12 protein-coding genes and 1 riboswitch are annotated in these 19785 nt (G+C 61.3%); of the genes, 4 read left to right on the forward strand and 8 right to left on the reverse strand.

Translation table 11 applies throughout. The features are described from left to right. Positions 1-177 precede the first annotated feature (177 nt). Positions 178-6666 (forward strand): hypothetical protein, encoded by a 6489-nt coding sequence (locus ACSQ9D_RS08480; protein ID WP_436281857.1) that lies wholly within the window; start codon positions 178-180, stop codon positions 6664-6666. A 168-nt stretch (positions 6667-6834) separates the two neighbouring features. On the opposite strand, the gene ACSQ9D_RS08485 is transcribed toward ACSQ9D_RS08480, so the two are convergent. Genes ACSQ9D_RS08485 through ACSQ9D_RS08500 form a run of 4 tightly spaced genes read right to left on the reverse strand, consistent with a single transcriptional unit; the run spans position 6835 to position 10870 of the window. Continuing rightward, a complete protein-coding gene (locus tag ACSQ9D_RS08485) occupies positions 6835-7443 on the reverse strand; it encodes an ABC-type transport auxiliary lipoprotein family protein (RefSeq protein ID WP_037119265.1) in 609 nt (202 codons plus the stop codon). A 22-nt stretch (positions 7444-7465) separates the two neighbouring features. Then, positions 7466-8836, reverse strand: a complete 1371-nt coding sequence (locus tag ACSQ9D_RS08490) for an MlaD family protein (protein ID WP_037119266.1) — start codon at positions 8834-8836, stop codon at positions 7466-7468. A 9-nt stretch (positions 8837-8845) separates the two neighbouring features. Continuing rightward, positions 8846-9691 carry an ABC transporter ATP-binding protein gene (locus ACSQ9D_RS08495; protein ID WP_436281858.1) on the reverse strand — a complete coding sequence of 282 codons (846 nt, stop codon included), beginning with the start codon at positions 9689-9691 and terminating at the stop codon, positions 8846-8848. 9 nt (positions 9692-9700) lie between these two features. Then, a complete protein-coding gene (locus ACSQ9D_RS08500; protein WP_436281859.1) occupies positions 9701-10870 on the reverse strand; it encodes an MlaE family lipid ABC transporter permease subunit in 1170 nt (389 codons plus the stop codon). A 99-nt stretch (positions 10871-10969) separates the two neighbouring features. Between ACSQ9D_RS08500 and dgcA the strand changes: the two genes are divergently transcribed. After that, positions 10970-11953, forward strand: a complete 984-nt coding sequence (dgcA, locus tag ACSQ9D_RS08505) for an N-acetyl-D-Glu racemase DgcA (protein ID WP_436281860.1) — start codon at positions 10970-10972, stop codon at positions 11951-11953. On the opposite strand, the gene ACSQ9D_RS08510 is transcribed toward dgcA, so the two are convergent. Further along, the gene (locus tag ACSQ9D_RS08510; RefSeq protein ID WP_436281861.1) at positions 11905-13125 is read right to left on the reverse strand and encodes an MFS transporter; all 1221 of its coding nucleotides are present in this window, start codon (positions 13123-13125) and stop codon (positions 11905-11907) included. The two genes, dgcA and ACSQ9D_RS08510, sit on opposite strands and share 49 nt — an antisense overlap. Positions 13126-13286: 161 nt before the next feature. Beyond that, a complete protein-coding gene (locus ACSQ9D_RS08515) occupies positions 13287-14093 on the reverse strand; it encodes a UDP-2,3-diacylglucosamine diphosphatase (protein ID WP_436281862.1) in 807 nt (268 codons plus the stop codon). Positions 14094-14338: 245 nt separating this feature from the next. Here ACSQ9D_RS08515 and ACSQ9D_RS08520 point away from each other — a divergent pair, with 245 nt between their 5' ends. Both ACSQ9D_RS08520 and ACSQ9D_RS08525 read left to right on the forward strand, forming a co-directional pair. Beyond that, a complete protein-coding gene (locus ACSQ9D_RS08520) occupies positions 14339-16651 on the forward strand; it encodes an NADP-dependent malic enzyme (RefSeq protein ID WP_436281863.1) in 2313 nt (770 codons plus the stop codon). A 130-nt stretch (positions 16652-16781) separates the two neighbouring features. Next, on the forward strand, positions 16782-17867 hold the full coding sequence (locus ACSQ9D_RS08525) for a DUF2865 domain-containing protein (protein WP_436283794.1): 1086 nt from the start codon (positions 16782-16784) through the stop codon (positions 17865-17867). Between the two features lie 6 nt (positions 17868-17873). Here ACSQ9D_RS08525 and bluB read toward each other — a convergent pair whose 3' ends face one another. Together bluB and ACSQ9D_RS08535 are read right to left on the reverse strand one after the other, a co-directional pair. Continuing rightward, positions 17874-18563: a 5,6-dimethylbenzimidazole synthase gene (bluB, locus tag ACSQ9D_RS08530; protein WP_436281864.1), complete on the reverse strand. Its 690-nt coding sequence runs from the start codon at positions 18561-18563 to the stop codon at positions 17874-17876. Between the two features lie 40 nt (positions 18564-18603). Then, positions 18604-18785: riboswitch (cobalamin riboswitch) on the reverse strand. Positions 18786-18810: 25 nt separating this feature from the next. Then, a complete protein-coding gene (locus tag ACSQ9D_RS08535) occupies positions 18811-19644 on the reverse strand; it encodes a TolB family protein (protein WP_436281865.1) in 834 nt (277 codons plus the stop codon). Positions 19645-19785: the final 141 nt, after the last annotated feature.

The raw sequence follows: 19785 nt of genomic DNA on the forward strand, positions 1-19785 counted from the left end.
TAATGGTAATGTTTTGATACCGTCTGTATGAAAAAGCAGCTATCCACTCTGAAATGATATGCTTATCCGTCCTCGGCGACTTGGACGGACGGGCTCAGAGGCAAGGTTTTGTTCGGGCTCGGCGGGAAGTCCGGATGCGTTGTTGAACCGGCTGGGATGTAACGAGGCGTAACTTAAATGGCGAACAACAAGTACAACGAGTCGATCGAGGACAAGGCGTTCAAGGCATTGGACGAAGCGCTCCAGATCGACTTCGGAGAAGACGATACGCTGAACGGCAAGACCGACGCCTCGGAGGCCAAATTGTCAGAAACACCAAGTGTCCGCAATCAACAGAGCCAGACCGACGCCAAGCGCGCCCGCGCCGCCAACACGCCTCGCCAGCCCGAGCAGCCGTCGCGCGCCCCGTCCTTCGCCGCCAACGACGCCACCCGCATGTCGCCGGCTTCGCTCCTGAAATCCCTGGAGAACGGTTCCAGCCGCTCGGCCATCCGCAACGCAACCATCGTGTCGCTTCTCTGGATTGTCGCCGGCCTTGGCCTCATGGCCCTGCTCTATTCGCCGCAGATCTGGCAGATCCGCTCCATCGCCGATCTTTTGGCACTGCCGGGCGTCATCGCCGGCTTCATCGGCATCGTCGTGCCGGTGCTGCTGTTCTACGCCTTCGCGGTCATGATGGCGCGTGCCCACGACATGCGAAACGCGGCGCGTTCCATGGCCGAAGTGGCACTTCGCCTCTCCGAGCCTGAGACCGTTGCTTCCGAACGCATCATGACCGTTGGCCAGGCAGTTCGCCGTGAAGTCTCGGCGATGAATGAAGGCATTGAGCGGACCATCGCACGCGCTTCGGAACTGGAAACCCTCGTCCATTCCGAGGTCAATGCACTCGAGCGCAGCTACGCCGACAATGAATTGCGCGTGCGTGGTCTCGTGCACGAGCTCGGCTCTGAGCGCGAAGCGATCGTCAATCACGCCGAGCGTATCCGCACGTCGATTGCCGGCGTACACGACCAGCTCAAGGAAGACCTGTCGCTTGCCACGGAAGAGATCGCCGTACGCCTGGCAACCTCGGGTGAAGCCTTCGCCTCGATGATCGATACGCGCGCCGCGGCCATCACCGAGAAGTCGGAGTCGGCGATCCAGTCGCTGGGCACGCTTCTTGCGGCAAAGACAGATTCGCTGCTGCAAACGCTGACGTCCTCAGGATTTGCACTAACCAACGAATTCGACACACGCCTGGATTCCCTCACGTCGAGTCTGAGCGAGCACGGAGATCAGATCCTTCGGCAGTTCGAGACGCGTGCGTCGACGATGGACAGCAACGCCGAGAAGCTCAACGCTGCGCTGAACGACCGAGCCCGTCAGCTGAACGAGATCCTGATCGCCCGCACCCGCGAGATCAACGAGAGCCTGACCGGTGGCGAACGCACCATCAGCACCACGCTGGATGACGTCCTCTCCAAGCTCAACAGCGCGCTCGACGAGAAGGGCTCGAGCTTCCGCCAGAGCCTGCAGTCGAGCGTCGACGACACCATCATGGATCTCGATCTCCGCTCCGGCTTCTTCGACGAAAGGCTGCAGGCAACCGTCGCGCAGCTCTCTACCTCGTTCGATGAGCGCGTCGCGGAATTCACCAATGCCTTCGACAAGCGCGCCGGCTCGCTCGACACCAAGCTCATGGAGAGCCTCAACCGCATCAACGACACGATGACCGGCGGTTCGGACTCGCTGAACGGCATCCTGAGCTCGAGCATCGAGCGCCTTGGCGCGTCGCTCACCGACCAGTCCTTCGCACTGGCCACGGCCCTCGCCACCAGCCAGGAAGTCATGGAAAGCTCGCTGGCGGGCAAGGTTTCCGAAGTCACTGAGGCCATTCATACGCATACGACGGGTATGACGTCGGCGCTGAGCCACGCCACCTCCGAAATCTCCCTGGCGCTCGCATCGGGCACGTCGGAACTCCACAACAATCTCGCCGCGCGCGCGACGGAATTCCGCGACACGTTGCTGTCCACGACTTCCGATCTGAGCTCTGCCGTCTCCGCGGGAACCGAGCAGATTACCTCGGCCTTTGGCCGTGCCGACGAACTGAACACGATGATCTCCAGGCGCGCAGCCGATATCACCCAGGCGCTTGACTCCGCGCATGAGCGGATCGACGGAGTGATGGCCGATCGCGGCGGTGCGCTGAGTGCTGCCCTCGCAGACACCCAGGACCGTTTCGAGAGTACGCTTGCAAGCCGCTCCGATGCAATCATCAGCGCCGTCTCAGGCAGCCACGAGCGCCTTGCCGACACGCTCGACGACAAGGCCATGACGCTCGCTATCTCGCTGGATGAAAGCCAGAACCGCTTTGAGGATACGATCGCCAAGCGTGCCGAAGCGATTGCCGCTTCGATCGCCAGCGGCCACGAAAAGCTTGCTGATACTCTTGATGACAAGGCAATGGCACTCGCCATTTCCCTCAACGAAGGGCAGTCCCGCCTGGCCGATACGCTTGGCCTTCATGTCGATGCCGTCGCAAGCCAGCTGGCCGGCAGCCACGAAAAGCTTAGCGAAGTGCTGGACGACAAAACGATGGCCTTGGCCATCTCCCTCAATGAAGGCCAGACGCGGCTTGCCGACACCCTCGGCCACCATACCGAGACGATCGCGAAGCAGATCGTCGGCGGCCACGAGAAGCTCACAGAGGCTCTCGACGACCGGGCAATGGCGCTTGCCATTTCCCTGAACGAAAGCCAGAGCCGTCTTGAAGATACGCTCGGCCACCACGCCGAAACGATCAGCAACTCACTTGCCGGCGGACATGACCGGATCACCGAGGCGCTCGACGACCGCGTCATGGCACTCGCCGCATCGTTGAACGAGGGCCATAGCCGCATTGAAGACGCGCTTTCCCGGCGCGTCGATACCATTGCCAACTCGATTGCGACGGTCCAGGACCGCCTTTCGGATACGCTCGACGAGAAAGCGATGGCGCTCGCTATCTCCTTCGGCGAAAGCCAGAGCCGGTTTGACGACGCGCTGGAAGCGCGCACCAATGCCTTGCTCGACACGGTGGCCGGCGCCGAATCCCGCGTTGCCGGCGCTTTCGTCGACAAGTCGGATGCAATTCGCAGCGCCTACACCGAGAACCAGGAACGCCTCGAGCGTTCGCTGAACGATCACGCATCGACGCTTGCTGGCACGCTCTCGAGCGGTGGAGACCGCATCGATTCGCTGACCGGCAACGCCGCTGCCCGCATCGAATACAGCCTGAGCAATGCGCATCAGCGACTGGAGACACTGCACGGTGATGCTGCATCCCGCATCGAAGGCGGCCTTGCCGCGGCACACGATCGCTTCGAGGCTCTGACCGGCAATGCAGCCGCGCGCATCGAAAGTGGTCTGGACTCGGCTCACGAACGCATCCGTTCGACCTTGGCCGATCGCGAACAGTCCATCAACCTCGCGCTCACCGACGCTCACAACCGTATTAGTGACACCCTCTCCGACCAGGCGACGACGATCGGAGCATCGATCGCCACCAGTGTCGGCATGCTGGAAATGTCGTTGGAAGACCATGAGGTCTCGCTTCGCCAGACGATCGACAACAGTGGCCGGGCCCTGGAAGATCGCCTGCGCGACAGCACCGGCCATATTGCCGGTCGCTTCCAGGAGGCTGCAGGCGAGATATCGCGCTCGGCAGAAACCTTCTCCTCGCAGCTCGACCAGTCGATCGAAGGCATGACCGGTCGCTTTGCTGAAACCGGGTCGCGTGTCGAGGCCGGCCTTGCCGCCCTCGAAAACCGCATTCGTGACGGCGTCGGCGGCGTAGCCGAGCAGGTCGACGCCGCTGGCGGCCGCCTCTCCGACACATTGGCCGACGGCATTTCGCGTATTGGCGCCCTTGGCGAAGAGGCAACGGGCCGCATTGCGGCAGCACTCGACGACAGCGCCGTAAAGTTCGCGGAGACGATTGATGGCCGCACGGCCAATCTGACCTCCAGCATCGACACCCGCACGGCGAGCATCGACGAGGCGATGGAGCGTGGCAGTGCCCGCATTGACGAGCGCCTGTCGACCATGGACCGGGCTCTGACGGTCGGGCTCGATGCAGTCAATCGCACCATCGAAGGCAAGGCTGCCGGCCTCGCCGCTTCGCTGCGCAGCGCCGTCGCCGAGACGACACAGGGCATGGACGACGAAGCCGCCCGTGCTGCCGAAAGCCTCGGCCGTACCGGCCAGCAGTTTGCGGAGGGCCTCGAGGCCAAGAGCAACGAGTTCAGCCGCGCAATCGAAGAGCGTTCCGAACGGATCGTCGGCCGGGTCTCTGAAGCCCAGAACCGTTTGGCCGGCCAGGCAGCGGCCGTCGCTCAGACCTTCTCGGAAGCAGGCAACGCGATCATCAACAAGGTTGCGGAAGCGGAGACCCTGGTCAGCGGCCAGGTTGGCGCCATTTCCCGCGCACTCGGCGACGCCCAGGCGACCTTCGAAAACCACGGCGCGGGCATCCGCACGACGATTTCCGATGCAAGCCAGGAAATCACCTCTACCATGGCAGAGGTCGAACGCGCTCTGGAAGCGCGCGGCAATGCAATCCGTTCAAGCCTCGAGGACCGTACGCGCGAAATCGACTCGACACTGAGCGATGTCGAAAAGGCACTCGAGGCGCGCGGCAGCGCCATCCGTACGACACTCGATGACCGGACCCGCGAACTCAACTCGATGCTTTCCGGCCGCTCTACGGAACTGGCGCGCATTCTCGACGAGACGGCACGACCGCTGATCGATCGTTATGCCGACGCGGGCAAGGAAGCCGCGGCACGCATCACTGCGGCGACCGAGCGCAGCACTGAGCGCCTACGCAGCGAGAACGAGGCTCTGATCAATGCGATCGCCGCACGCACCGAGAGCGCTTCCTCGGCCGTCGACGCAATGGAGAACAGCCTCCTTGCCAACGTCAACAAGCTGATCGAGCGCCTGTCGGACAACAGCTCCGCCATGGGTCAGATGATGAGCAGTGCAGCCGAAAATCTAGCGGCAGTGGATGGCCGCCTCGGCGATACGACGTCGCGTTTCACCGAATCCGCATCGAAGGCCGCCGAGATGGTTTCCGCCTCGACCCGCCTGCTCGAAGGCAAGGTCGATCGCCTGTCCGATATTTCAGGTCAGACGCTTGCCCAGGTCGGTGGCATCATCGGTCGGTTCGATGAGCATTCGAAGGTGCTCGGCCAGGCATCCGGTCTGCTCGCAGCGGCCCAATCGAACCTCGTTTCGACGCTCGAGGATCGCGAGACGGCACTGCAAAACCTCTCCGTTGGTCTCGTCCAGCGCTCGGAGGAAATCGAGAAGACCATGCGTTCGCTGGGCGGTATGGTCGAATCCGCCTTCGACCGCGCCGAGCAGCGCTCGAACCAGGTCAGCGGTACGCTGCGCGAGAGCGTGCAGTCCTCTTTCTCCGACATCGGCCGCGTTCTCTCCGAAACCGAAAAGCGTGCGGAGGAAGCAGCAGCAACCATGCGCGCCGCGCTCGTCAAGGCCGGAGAAGACGCCAACGCGACAATCGACGGTGCATTCGGCAACGCCGAGCGTCGCTCCGGCGAGCTCTCCAACCGGTTGCGCGGTGGCCTGACAGCGTCTCTGTCGGAAGTCGAGCGTATGCTCGGCGAGGCAGGTCGTGCATCCGACGGCGCTGCCCAGACCATGCGCGAGTCGCTTCGCGAGGCAGTCGAGGAGGCGGTATCCCGATTCTCTGGCGCGACCGAGGAGATCCGCCGCTCCGCTGGCGACATCCGCAAGGAACTCGACATGACCCGCAGTGAACTGAAGCGGGGCGCATTCGACCTTCCGGAAGAGGCAAAGGAAAGCGCCGCTGCCATGCGGCGCGCCGTCGCCGAGCAGATCAAAGCGCTGCAGGATATCTCGCACATCGTTGGCCGTTCAACGCAGCAACTGGAAATTTCCGAGCCGGCGCCGCGGGCTGTTACTCAGCCTCAGCCGGCGCCGCGTCCGGCCCAGCCAGCCGTTACCCAGCAGGCGCCGCAGCCTGCACCGCCCGCAGCGCCGACCCAGGCACCGGCAGTGACCCCCTCGCCGATCGAAAGCTTCGGCCTGCGCGGTTCGCTGACGCCGCCGACGCCTGCGGCCGCGACGCCGCAGCGCACACCCGTTGCGGCCCCGGCTCCGGCCTCGCCGGCAACCGGTGGCTGGATCAGCGACCTCCTGCGTGGGGCATCGCGCGAAGAGGCCGCCGAGGAAGCTCCGGCCCGGCAACCGGCCCCCCGCGCTGAGGCTACCGCAGCAGCACCGGCCCGCACAGCCGACAGCCGCAACCCACGCCATGTCGTCGAGTCCCTGAACTCGCTTTCCGTCGATATCGCCCGTGCGATCGATCACGACGCGTCGGTCGATCTGTGGCGTCGCTATCAGCGCGGCGAGCGGGACGTATTTACGCGCCGCCTCTACACGCTGAAGGGCCAGCAGACCTTCGACGAGATCAAGCGCAAGTACGATCGAGAGCCGGAGTTCCGCACCGCTGTCGATCGTTACATCGCCGATTTCGAGAAGCTGCTTGCCGATGTTTCCCGCGGCGATCGCGACAAGACGATCACCCAGTCCTATCTGACCTCGGATACGGGCAAGGTCTACACGATGCTTGCTCATGCCGCAGGACGATTGGGCTAAGAGGCCCTAGGCAAAAAAGAAATGGCCGCCAAAAGGCGGTCATTTTCGTTTCGAGGGCATTGTTTGCAGTCGCATTTCATTGAAGTCTCGGATGCGGTTTCCACCGGTCATTCCGGCGCCAGTCGGTAGGGACCTGCGGCACCTTCCCGCCTACCCCGGCATGGACGATCAAATTGACTGCAGCGTCCAGTTGACGATCTCAGCAGATACACTTGCGAACGCGCGATCGAGGCCCTTCACAAGACCATCGTTCGATCCGCCGGCAGGCACCTCCTGTCTGAACACTTTCTGAGTCCTCACGGAACCATTGCGGTCATTCAGGATCTTGGCTGAAATCTCAACCACCGCACGGCTGCCCGCGGTCGTGTCGATCTCGAAAGAGCGGATATCCGTCACGAGCTGATAATCGATCGCGAGCCCCTGGCCGGGGACGCCGACGCCGCCGAGCTTGCCGGAGTTCTCATAGGCCTCGACCAGCTTCGCCTGAACGATGCGTGGCAGCTTGTCGCCCCATTGCGCCTTGGAAAGGTACTGTATTTGCGAAGGAGCCACCCGAATGACGATCTGTTCGCTGTCGATCGCCTTCAGCGCGGTCGGTTGCTGCACCAGGATCTGCCGGCCCTTTGCCGCCGGTCCACTGCCGGTCACCGACGCTGACAGATCGTAGGTGTCGTTCTTTGCAGCCGTCCCGCAGCCCGCAAGGCCCGCCAAGAGCGGCAGCGCGATCGCGGTTGTCGATATCCACGAACGACGCTGCAACACATCCGATACGGCCATATGCGCTCCCCTAATATCCCTGTTAACGCCGCGTCCGGCCGTCATATTGCTTTACCGTATCCCCGCCGAAAATCAGCCGCTGCGGATTGCGGTCGAAATCGCTGATCGCATTGCTAAGATTCTGTACGGTTGAGCGCGTGTCGTTGATGAGCGACTGCATATCGCGCAGCCCACCGCTGGAAAACTTCTGCAGATTGTCCGCAATCGGACCGATTCGCGAGTTGAGGTTGTCGGCGACCTTCTTGAACGAGGTGAGCGTGTCACGCGCCTGCGCAAACAGCGACTGCGTATTGTCCGTTCCGAGCAGCGCATCCAGCTTGATCAGAATACCGTCGACGCGAGTCGAAGCCGAGTTCAGCTTGTTCGCCATCTGCGAAACGTTCTGGATCGTCTGATCAATGTCCTTCTGCCGGGCCGAAACGGTGTTCGCGACGTCCTTGATCGATGCGACAGCGGTGCGCGCATCCTTGGTTGCCTGCGAGATGTCGTCTACGGATCCCTTGACCTTCGCCGGATCGATCTGCGCTACCAGAGTATCCACCCGATCGAGTGTCGCCTGCGCCTTCTTGCCGAGGTCATTGTAGGTCGTCGCCGTTTCCTGAAACTTCTCGATCGCTCCCTTGAAGTTGCCTGAAGCATCGGCGACGTCGCGGCTGACCTTATCGGCATTGCTGAGAATGGTATCGATCTTCTTCGCATCGACGGCCTTCACCAGCGACTCGACCGCCTCCAGCGTCGAGTCGACACGACCTGAGACCTTGCGAACCGTGTCGGACAGCTGTCCGACACTTTGCAGGAACGAGTCGATGTTGCCGGAGTTCTTGGCCAACGCGTCGGAGAACGTCTCGGCATTCTGCAATGTCTTGGTCAGCGGCCCACGCGCATCCTTCACAAACCCCTGAACCTGCCCGATGGCATCGTTCGCGCGGTCGAGAATCTTATCTGCCGTCGCCAGAAGGTTGGTCACACTCGACTGGTCCGCGACGATAACTGCTCGCTTCCCGGTGTCGATCGACTGTTGGAGGATGTTCTTTTCGCCGATCTTGCCCCCCGACAGTTCGATATAGGCAGCACCCGTCAGACCCTGGATTTCAAGGATCGCCTTCGTCGAAGGATAGATCGGCGCATCGACCCGGACTTCGGTGAACGCCAGCGAGAAGCTCGGATCGTCCGCATCGATCGACAGCGACTTGACCGAACCGACCTGAATGCCGTTGAACCGCACCGGCGAGCCGACGCTCAAGCCGTTCGCGGAGCCAGGGATCCGGACGATCAGTTCGGCCATAGGCCCGCCACGCCCGTATTCGGCCATCCAGTAGACGAAGCCGAACGCCGCCGCGATGACAAGCACCGTGAAAAAGCCGACAATCGTGTAGTTCGCTTTTGTTTCCATCGTATCCGCTCACTTCCCGCGGCTATCTTGCGCCAGGCTGTCCCCGCCGGCGTGGCCACTCTGCGGCACGATCGAACGCGCCCTCTTGCCCTTGAAATAAGCCTGAACCCACGGATCGTCGAAGGCCAGCATGTCGTCGATCGTTCCCTCGACCATTACCCGCTTCTTGCCAAGCACAGCAATGCGGTCGCAAACCGAAAAGAGGCTGTCGAGGTCGTGGGTGACCATGTAGACGGTCAGTCCGAGAGTGTCTCTGAGCCTTGCAATGAGCTCATCGAACTCCGCAGCACCGATCGGATCGAGGCCCGAAGTCGGCTCGTCGAGGAACACCAGTTCCGGGTCGAGCGCCAAGGCGCGCGCCAGCGCCGCACGCTTGATCATACCGCCCGAAAGCTCCGACGGGTATTTGTCGGCAGCATCCGCCGCGAGCCCGACCAGCCGGATCTTGAGTTGAGCCAGTTCGTCCATCAGCGATTGCGGAAGATCCAGATACTCGCGCATCGGCACCTGGATGTTTTCCCTCACCGTCAGCGAGGAGAACAAGGCTCCTTGCTGAAAGAGCACGCCGAGACGCATGTCGAGTGCATTGCGCTGCGGCTCGTCCAGTTCGTCAAAATCCTGACCAAGGATTTTGATGTTGCCGGAACGACGCGGCAGCAGCCGAAGCACCGTCCGCATCAAGACCGACTTCCCTGTCCCCGACGCACCGACAAAACCCAGTATCTCGCCGCGATAGATATCGAGGTTCAGATTGTCGAGAACGACCTTCGACCCGAAACCGACGGTCACGCCGCGCGCCGAGAGCACGACATCCCGTCCTTCCTCGTTTCTGGTCTCTGCCTGCTGTCCGTCCACGTACGATCCCTAGAAATTGATGGCCGCATAGAACATGGCAAAAAGCCCGTCCATGAGGATAACGACGAAGATCGCCTTCACCACCGCCGCCGTGACATGCTGGCCAAGCGACTCAGCACTACCGCCTACCTTTAAGCCCTCGACCGCCGCAACGATACCAATAACCAGCGCCATGAATGGTGCCTTGATCATCCCCGACAGAACCGTCGACAGCGTGATCGCCTCATGCAGGCGCGCGATGAAATTCGCGAAGGTAATGCCCGAATAGCCCCACGCCACGACCGCAGCGCCAAAGAGCGACGCGAAATTCGCAATGACAGTCAGCAGCGGCAGTGCCACCGTGAGCGCAACCAGACGCGGGAAGATGAGCACTCCAACAGGATTGAGCCCCATCACCTTCAGCGCATCCACTTCCTCGCGCATCTTCATCGAGCCGATTTCGGCGGTGATGGCGCTGCCGGAGCGGCCCGCGATCATGATAGCTGTCAGAAGCACCCCGATTTCGCGAAGCTGCAGGATGCCGACGAGGTCGACGACGAAGACCTCGGCACCGAAATAGCGCAGCTGAAAAGCGCCCTGCTGCGCGATGATCGCGCCGATCAGGAACGACATCAGCAAGATGATCGGCACCGCACGCACGCCCATGTGGTCGATCTGATTAACGATCGACGCCGGCGATACGCCGCTGCCGCGCCCGAATTTCATCTGCGCGCCGCGGACAGCGGAGCCGAGGATATACATCGCAGCCGCGAGGTTATCCCAGATATCAAAGGTAATCTTGCCGATCGGCGCGAAGATCCGCTCCGTCCAGCTTGGGCGTCGCTGCGGCTCCTGCTCGGGCTGCGGCGGCTCCGCGGAGAACTCTTCGATCATTTCGTCGATATGCGCGTTGCTGCCTTCGAAGCGTACGGTGCTACCGGCGCCTTCTACCTGCTTCTTCAGCCGGCAGAGCAACCAGACCCCCGCCGTGTCGATATCCGTCACGCCGGAAAGGTCGAGGGTCACCTCGCCGGTGCGGCCGGCTGTGAGTTTCTCGAAGTCGCGCAGAATGAGATGCAGGTTGGCACTTCGCCAATTCCCCTCGATATGAACGAGCTGTCCCGAGCCATGGGTCTGGTCGTCCACATGCAGTGAGGCGGCGTTGCGGGTTTCGGACTTCAAAACGCTTGTGTCTTTCAAGGCTTACGGCGACATTGCCGACTCGCGAACTACCGGTTCGCCGCTTCGGATCAATATACCCAAGCCACACCAAATTTCCATGCGCGCAGGATTGCAAATATGCCACGGTCACTTGAAATTCGGACGGAATCCTTCCCCCTTGCCCGCATATTTACGATCTCGCGCGGCGCCAAAACGTCGGCGGATGTGATCCTCTGCACAATCCGGGAACGCGGCATGGTCGGCCGGGGCGAATGCGTTCCCTATCGCCGCTATGGCGAGACGATGGAAAGCGTTGCCGCACAGATCGAGGCTGCGGGACCGCTGATCGAGGGCGGCCTGACGCGCCAGGAACTGCAGCGTGCAATGCCGCCCGGAGCCGCACGCAATGCGGTGGATTGCGCCCTCTGGGACCTCGAAGCCAAGAACTCGGGCAACGCTGTCAGCAACAGCCTGGGACTGGCTAGGCCGCAACCGTTGACGACGGCCTTTACGATCTCGCTCGGCGAACCTGATGTCATGGCAGCCCAGGCGCGTGCGAACGCCGGTCGGGCCCTGCTGAAGGTTAAGGTCGGCACCGGCGACGACGAAAGCCGCATCCGCGCGGTTCGCGACGCTGCCCCTGATGCGGCAATCATCCTTGATGCCAACGAAGGCTGGCCGGAGGAAACGCTGGAGCACCATCTTCGCATCGCTGCCGAGGTGGGTGTCGCCTTGGTCGAACAGCCACTGCCGGCAGGCAGGGACGAACTCTTGGCCGAGATCCGTCGTCCGCTGCTCGTCTGTGCCGACGAGAGCGTACATCATACCGGCGACCTCGCGAGCCTTCGCGACCGCTACGACGTGATCAACATCAAGCTCGACAAGACTGGCGGCCTCACCGAGGCGCTTGCGATGAAGAAAGAGGCGCAACGCCTTGATTTCAAGATCATGGTTGGCTGCATGGTCGGCACGTCCCTGGCAATGGCGCCTGCCGTATTGTTGGGGCAGGATGCCGAGTTCGTCGACCTGGACGGGCCGCTACTCCTTGCTCGCGACCGCGAACCCGGGCTGCGTTACGCAGCTTCCCTCGTTTGGCCGCCGGAAACAACGCTTTGGGGCTGAAGATAATAGGCCGCGATTACGAGGCCCAGCCCGGTTAGGGCAACCAGCGCCATGACGTAGTAGCTTGCGAGGCCGAGCCATGCGTAGATGTAGCCGGAAGCAATCGTCATTAGTCCCATGAACATGCCGTTGTAGAAGAAATAGGCGCCCTGTGCCGACGACTCTTGGGTCTCCTGCACCGAGGCGACGATCCGTCTCTGTACACCCGTATGCACGAAGGCATACGTGCAGGAATGCATGCACTGGAGCAGAAAGAAGCCCCAGAAACCCCAATGCATCGGGAACAGGATCCAGCGACACACGCTGACCGCCGCACCGAAGCGAATGAGCGTCCAGGCGCTAAATCGGCGACTCAGCCGACGAGACAGAAAAAACACCGACACTTCGGCCGCGACGCCGGCACTCCAAAGGACGGCAATCTGTGTGCCGGAGAAGCCGAGATCGCGCCAGTAGAGGGACGCGAACGCCTGCAGGACCGCGTGGCTCGACTGTTGGATTGCGACGCCGATCAGCAAAGCGAGCAGATGAGGCTGTCGTAGCGAACTCCCGGTCGCCGCCGAGATATCGACCGGTGTGCCACGCCTGCGCGTCGGGCCGATTCGTGGGCAGTAGATCGCCATCACCACCGTTGTCACGAAGCCAAATGTCATGACCGGCAACACCATCTCGCCGCCCCAGCGCCCGATCAGTTGCCCACCGATCAGGGTGGAGACGATGAACGCCACCGAACCCCATACCCGCATCGAACCGTAGTCCAGGCCCCAACGCCGGACACCTGAGATCACAATCGACTCGACGACCGGGACGTAACAGGCAAAGGTTGCTCCCTGGATCGTGTAGACGATCAGCACCGGCCAGAACGTGCTGGTCCAGTAGAGCGCAATCGCCGTTAGCAGCGATAGGCAGCCAGAAAACAGCAACACATCCGCCCGTTCCTTCATCCGGTCGGCATACATCGCGACAATAGGGGCGACGAGGACTCGCACGACCATCGGCACGGCGAGAATGACGCCGATCTCATGGTCGTTGAACTGGTGCAGCGCAAGCCACATCGGGAAGAACGGCAAGGCCACGCCATTGACGAGCAACGGCGCACAGTACGACAAGGCACTGAGCAGCCGAAAGCGCGGTGGTGCCTCCTCACTTGCCGGAGGATTTTGAGCGGGAATCATCGGTGGACCTGCAGGAAACTGAACGTTGCCTAACACATCAACCTAGAGGCGACTATGGCAAGAAATTGCCCATCTGAAACGTTTCAAAAAATAAATAGGGCCTGTCGCAAAGACACAACGGGCAAAATTGACGCATTGAATTGGGGAGCGAAAGGCCGCGCTTAGGCGGCCTGCTGCGCGACTTCCTTTTCACGATGGCCGATCGCCATCGGGATCGGCTGCATGCCACTCGTTGCACGCCACTCGATCAATTCAAACGTGCCGTCCTGATTTTCGGCAATCGCCGTGCAGCTTTCGACCCAATCGCCGGTATTGATGTAACGGATGCCGTCCATGTCCTCCATCACCGCGTGGTGGATATGGCCACAGATCACGCCATCGGCACCGTGCTTGCGGGCTTCTTCAGCGACGACACGCTGGAATTCGCCGATGAAGTTGACTGCGTGTTTGACCTGCAGCTTGGCCCATGCGGAAAACGACCAATAGGGCATGCCCATCCGGCGGCGGATGGCTGCTAGGCCTACATTGATCATGATCGCCATGTCGTAGGCCCAGTCGCCGAGATAGGCGAGCAGGCGCGCGTTGCGCACGACGACGTCGAACTCGTCGCCATGCAGCACGAGGTATTTCTTGCCGTCGGCCGCTTCGTGCATCATCCGCTCAGCGACCTCGATGCCGCCGAAATGGGTGCCCGGAAAGTCGCGAAGGAATTCGTCGTGATTGCCCGGGATATAGATGACCCGCGTGCCCTTGCGCGCCTTTCGCAGCAGCTTCTGGACAACGTCGTTGCAGTCCTGCGGCCAGTACCAGCTACGCTTCAGCCGCCAGCCGTCGATGATATCGCCGACAAGAAAGATGGTATCCGCGTCGTGATGCTTGAGAAAGTCGAGCAGGAAGTCAACTTTCGCGGCCTTGGAGCCGAGATGCACATCGGAAATGAAAAGCGTACGGAAGTGCCGCGTATCCATATTGTCCCTCACAAGCACCCTGCTCGTGTCCCATCGTTCACCTCCCTCTCCAAAACCAGAGTCGTGTTTCAGGAAGATGACATGCTGCTGTCTTGGTGGATTTTCCCGGTTTCCGTGGACCTGCGCTGACGTCACGGCAGATTTGCGTTGTTTTCGCATTTCGAACCGAAATTCCGACTGTTCCGCCATGCCGTTTGATGTATTGAAAACACTCCAAGACAGCATGCGGCAGCTCGGAGGCGACGATGGATCATCAGGAAAAGTCCAAGACGGAAAAGAATTTGGCAGGTGGAAGCCTCGACGAGCAGGCGCTCTACTTTCACCGCTATCCCCGTCCGGGCAAGCTCGAAATCCAGGCGACCAAACCGCTCGGCAACCAGCGCGACTTGGCGCTCGCCTATTCCCCGGGTGTTGCAGCACCATGCCTGGCGATCCGCGACAATCCCGAAACGGCGGCCGACTATACCTCGCGCGCCAATCTGGTTGCGGTCATTTCCAACGGTACGGCCGTTCTCGGCCTCGGCAATATCGGTCCGCTTGCCTCAAAGCCAGTCATGGAAGGCAAGGCCGTCCTTTTCAAGAAATTCGCAAACATCGACGTCTTCGACATCGAAGTCGAGGCATCGAGCGTCGATCAGATGGTCGCCACCGTCGCCTCGCTCGAGCCGACCTTCGGCGGCATCAATCTCGAGGATATCAAGGCGCCGGAATGTTTCGAGATCGAGCGTCGGCTCCGCGAGACCATGAAGATCCCGGTTTTCCACGATGACCAGCATGGTACCGCCATCATCGTCGCTGCCGCTATCCTCAATGGCCTGGAACTTGCGAACAAGAAGATTGACGAGGTCAAAATCGTCGCCTCAGGCGCCGGCGCGGCAGCCCTTGCTTGCCTCAACCTCCTCGTCACGCTGGGTGCCAAGCGGGAAAATATCTGGGTCCATGACATCGAAGGCCTCGTCTACAAAGGCCGCACCGAGTTGATGGACGCGTGGAAAAGCGTCTATGCCCAGAAGAGCGACACGCGCACGCTCGCCGAAAACATCGGTGGCGCCGACGTCTTCCTTGGCCTTTCCGCCGCCGGCGTGCTGAAGCCGGAACTGCTCGCGCAGATGGCCGCGAACCCGCTGATCATGGCGCTCGCCAACCCGACGCCGGAGATCATGCCCGATCTCGCCCGCGCTGCCCGCCCCGATGCGATGATCTGCACCGGTCGCTCCGACTTCCCGAACCAGGTGAACAACGTTCTCTGCTTCCCCTACATTTTCCGCGGGGCGCTGGATTGCGGCGCAGTGACGATCAACGAAGAAATGAAGATGGCCGCCGTGCGCGCCATTGCCGCCCTTGCACGCGAGGAACCATCTGATGTCGCGGCCCGCGCTTATTCGGGCGAGACACCGGTCTTCGGTCCGAACTATCTGATCCCCTCGCCCTTCGATCCGCGCCTGATCCTGCGCATTGCCCCGGCAGTCGCGAGAGCCGCTGCCGAGAGCGGTGTCGCGTTGCGTCCGATCAACGATTTTGACGCCTATCTCGATCAGCTCAATCGCTTCGTCTTCCGTTCCGGCTTCATCATGAAACCGATCTTTGCTGCGGCCAAGAACGCCGAGCGCAAGCGGGTTATCTTCTCCGAAGGCGAGGATGAGCGCGTCCTGCGCGCAGCACAGGTCCTGCTCGAAGAAGGCATTGCCGAGCCGATTCTGATCGGCCGCCCATCGGTCATCGAAACCCGCCTGCAGCGTTACGGTCTGCGCATCCGCCCGCTTGCAGATTTCGATGTGATCAATCCGGAAGACGATCCGCGCTTCCGCGAATACGTGGATCTTTACTTCTCGCTGGTCGGACGGCGTGGCGTCATTCCGGAAGCGGCCCGCACGATCGTGCGTACAAACACGACGGTCATTGGCGCTTTGGCGCTAAAGCGCGGCGAAGCTGATGCGCTCATCTGTGGCCTGGAAGGCCGCTACGAGAAGCATCTGCGCGATGTCCGCCAGATCATCGGCAAGAGGCAAGACGTTTGCGACTTCTCGGCGCTCAGCCTGCTGATCTCTCAACGCGGTGCTACTTTCTTCACCGACACCTACGTTACATTCAATCCGAGCGCCGAAGAGATTGCCGAGTCCGCAATACTCGCCGCAGAGGAAATCAAGCGCTTCGGCATCACGCCGCGCGCTGCCCTTGTATCCCATTCGAACTTCGGTTCGCGTGAATCCGAGAGCGCGACGAAGATGCGCGCTGCGCTTCAGCTGGTGCGCGAGGCTGCGCCGGATTTGGAAGTCGACGGGGAAATGCACGGCGAAAGCGCAATCTCCGACGCCCTGCGCAAGCGCGTCATGCCTGATACGACACTGCATGACGAAGCCAACCTGCTGGTCTTCCCGAACCTCGATGCGGCCAACATCACATTGGGCGTTGTAAAGTCGATGATCGACGGACTGCATGTCGGGCCGATTCTGCTTGGCGCGGCACTGCCGGCGCACATCCTGGCGCCTTCCGTGACCTCCCGCGGCGTGGTCAACATGGCCGCCCTCGCCGTCGTCGAAGCTTCACAGCCAGCGTGATTTGCGGCAGATCGAGAAAATGCGTTAAGGTTCCGACCGCAGCTTGCCGCGACAAACGGGCTAGCAATGAAGGCGCGGCAGGACGCCGCGCCTGATGACCCTGGTCTTTGCTCATCGATGGGACGATGCCTTGAAACGCTGGATTCTGTCACTCACAGCCGCCCTTGCTCTGACCGGGCCAGCCCATGCCCAGGTGCCGGCGATCTGTGGCGACCTGCGCGGCCGCCTCGCCGACCTGCCGCAGATCATCGGCAGCACGCCCGAAGTGCGCAAATACGCCGGCGCCATAGCCGAACAAAACCTCGAACTTCGCAAACTCCGGAGCGATCTGCGCCAAAACGGCTGCACGAGCGGCAGCATGGTCGTGATCGGCGATGATGACGGCTACTGCGGGGAACTCGAGCGCGCCGAAGCCAAGATGGTCGACAACATCCGTTATCTGCAGCAGCGTCGCGACGATCTGCGCGGCGAGAGTGAGGATGTCCGCATGAGGAACGAGCTTCTTGCAGCGCTCGACGACAATGGCTGCAACGAGGAGCAGTGGCCCGCTGAAACCGGCGAAGGATATGCGCCGCCACCCAGCATCGAAGATCAGGCGTTGCGGAACGACACGTTCATTCCCTTGGGTGGCGAGCCCAGCCAACGCCGTTATGGTCTCCCGGGCATGTCGCCGCTCTCTCATCTGAACACTGTATGCGTGCGAAGCTGCGACGGCGGCTTCTTTCCGTTGAGCTCGAACGCAACATCCCAAGACTTTGCCCGCGATGCCGACACCTGCTCGAAGATGTGTCCAGGCATCGAAACCGAGCTCTTCTATCATGACGTCTCCAGCACCGAGACATCGCAGATGCTCTCAGCGACGACAGGCGCTCCTTACACCGCCATGCCGAATGCTTTCGCTTACAAGAACCGCAAGCCCGGCGAAAAGTCGTCCTGCAGTTGCGATCTTAACGCCTACTACGCACGGATGCGAAAAAACCAATCGATCAGCGAACCGCCACAACAGGGATCGATCACAACGATCGAAACCAAGAAGCCCGAGAGGGAGAGCCAAGCCGTCGCACCGGCCGCGCCGCAGCCTCAGGTGCCGGACAGGCCCTATGATCCGGCAAGCAGCAAGGTGCGCCAGATCGGCCCGCAGTTCCTTGCCGGCGACCAAGGCACGATCGACCTCAAGAACCCGGCAAAGCCAGGCCCCCAGCCGCAGCAACAGTAGTCCGTTTCAGTCCGCTGACTTGCCCCAAAGATCCATGAAGACAAGCTCCTCGAGCGGCAGGCGTTGGCGCCACCCTTTGACCGCCAGCTCCGGCTGTTGATACAGCTGATCGACATAGCCGACACAGAGCCAGGCAACGATCTCGACCCGCTCCGGAACGCCGAGAATCCTTTTGATATCGGACTCGTGAAATATGCTCACCCAGCCGACCCCCACGCCTTCGGCGCGGGCTGCGAGCCACAGATTCTGCACGGCGCAGACCGTGGAGTAGGAATCCATTCGTGGGTTGTGCGTTCGGCCGAGAACGACATCGCCGCAGCGATTGGGATCACAGGTGACGCAAATGCTGAGCGGTGCGGCTCGGATGCCCTCCAGCTTCAGCGACCGGTAGAGCTGCTGTCGCTCTCCCTGAAACATCTCGCCGGCCTCGCGGTTGGCGTAATCGAACGCCTGCCAGACCTCCTCCCTCACCTGCTGATCGCGCACCAGAATGAAATTCCAAGGCTGCATGAACCCGACGGACGGCGCGTGATGCGCAGCCGTCAAAAGCCTGCTGATGACGTCAACCGGTAGGGGGTCCGGGAGAAATTCCGAGCGTACGTCACGACGCGTCGAGATCGCCTTGTATACGGCGTCACGCTCCTCGGTCGAAAAGGCTGCGGCTCCCAAAAGGGAGCTTGAATTTTCTGGTCGCATCGTCAATCCCCAACAACACAACCGCCCGCCGTCCGCGCGGGTCAGTCTATGATGTCGGGCCGGTCTTCTGACTTGGCGTCATCCGGCTGCCGCGCCTTCCCGATACTGGACCAGTGGCTCGTTGCGGCAGTCGTCAGCCTTACAGCGTTGGGCACGTTTCGGTTTTTCACCGAATTCCCGATTCTCCCGCCTGAGACGGGCACCCGACGGAGGGTCTATGCCGCGAAAAACCTGTCGATGCAATCCCTCATGCTGAGATCGGGTAGTACCGCACATAGGCGAACTCATCGCCCGACGGCGACCAATTCGGCACGTTGATCGTTCCCTGCCCACCAAACAGTCCGAAGAGCGTCGTCAGGTTGCCGCCATCCATATCCATCAGCCGCAGACGAACGTCGAGATCGCGCGGGTGGTCGAAGACGTCCGGGTCGTAGGAGAGGATCAGGACCTTATCGTTGTTGGGCGACGGATGAGCAAACCAATTGCCGTAGTTGTCGCTGGTGATCTGTTCGAGGCCGGTCCCATCCGGATGAATGCGCCAGATCTGCATGAGGCCCGTGCGGCTGGAATTGAAGTAGATCCACTGGCCGTCGGCTGAATAGTCTGGCCCGTCGTTGCGCCCCTCGCCACGCGTCAACCGCTTCTCTTCGCCGCCGTCTACGGAAATCGTGTAGATGTCGAATAGGTCGTCGCGGATGCCGCAATAGGCGAGATCCTTCCCGTCGGGCGACCAGCCGTGCCAATAGGACGGCTGATTTTGCGTCACCAGGCGCGGCGCGCCGCCTTCTGCCGGAAGCACATAGATCGTCGATTTCCCGAACTCGGTCTTGTCGGAAATGACGATCTGATGGCCGTCAGGCGAGATGCCGTGATCGTTGTTGCAGGCCGTGGCAAAGCCGGTATCGACTTTCTCGACCTTGCCTGAACCGTCAAGCGCCAGGCGGTAGAGAAGCCCGTCACCGTTTAGCAGAAGATAGCCTCCATCCGGCGAAAAGTTCGGCGCTTCCACCAGTTGCGTGGTTTGCCAGACAACCCGCGCCTGGCCTTTTCTGATGTTGTAGATCTCGATGGAACTTCTCAATCTGAATCCTCCTGACATCGAATTCGTCAGACCTACGACGGCTCGCCGCTCAGCACAAGCAAGTGAACCGAAGCGGGCATCCGCGGACGGCGCCCGTTGGCCGGGCGGCGCTTTATCCACCGATCACAAATGCGGGAAACA

The organism is Rhizobium sp. LjRoot258 (genome assembly GCF_964254185.1).
Taxonomy (GTDB): Bacteria; Pseudomonadota; Alphaproteobacteria; order Rhizobiales; family Rhizobiaceae; genus Rhizobium.

Coding starts and splice junctions, on each gene's coding strand:
- ACSQ9D_RS08480 (WP_436281857.1), top strand. CDS start 178: ATGGCGAACAACAAGTACAACGAGTCGATCGAGGACAAGGCGTTCAAG.
- ACSQ9D_RS08485 (WP_037119265.1), bottom strand. CDS start 7,443: ATGGCCGTATCGGATGTGTTGCAGCGTCGTTCGTGGATATCGACAACC.
- ACSQ9D_RS08490 (WP_037119266.1), bottom strand. CDS start 8,836: ATGGAAACAAAAGCGAACTACACGATTGTCGGCTTTTTCACGGTGCTT.
- dgcA (WP_436281860.1), top strand. CDS start 10,970: ATGCCACGGTCACTTGAAATTCGGACGGAATCCTTCCCCCTTGCCCGC.
- ACSQ9D_RS08510 (WP_436281861.1), bottom strand. CDS start 13,125: ATGATTCCCGCTCAAAATCCTCCGGCAAGTGAGGAGGCACCACCGCGC.
- ACSQ9D_RS08515 (WP_436281862.1), bottom strand. CDS start 14,093: ATGGATACGCGGCACTTCCGTACGCTTTTCATTTCCGATGTGCATCTC.
- ACSQ9D_RS08520 (WP_436281863.1), top strand. CDS start 14,339: ATGGATCATCAGGAAAAGTCCAAGACGGAAAAGAATTTGGCAGGTGGA.
- bluB (WP_436281864.1), bottom strand. CDS start 18,563: ATGCGACCAGAAAATTCAAGCTCCCTTTTGGGAGCCGCAGCCTTTTCG.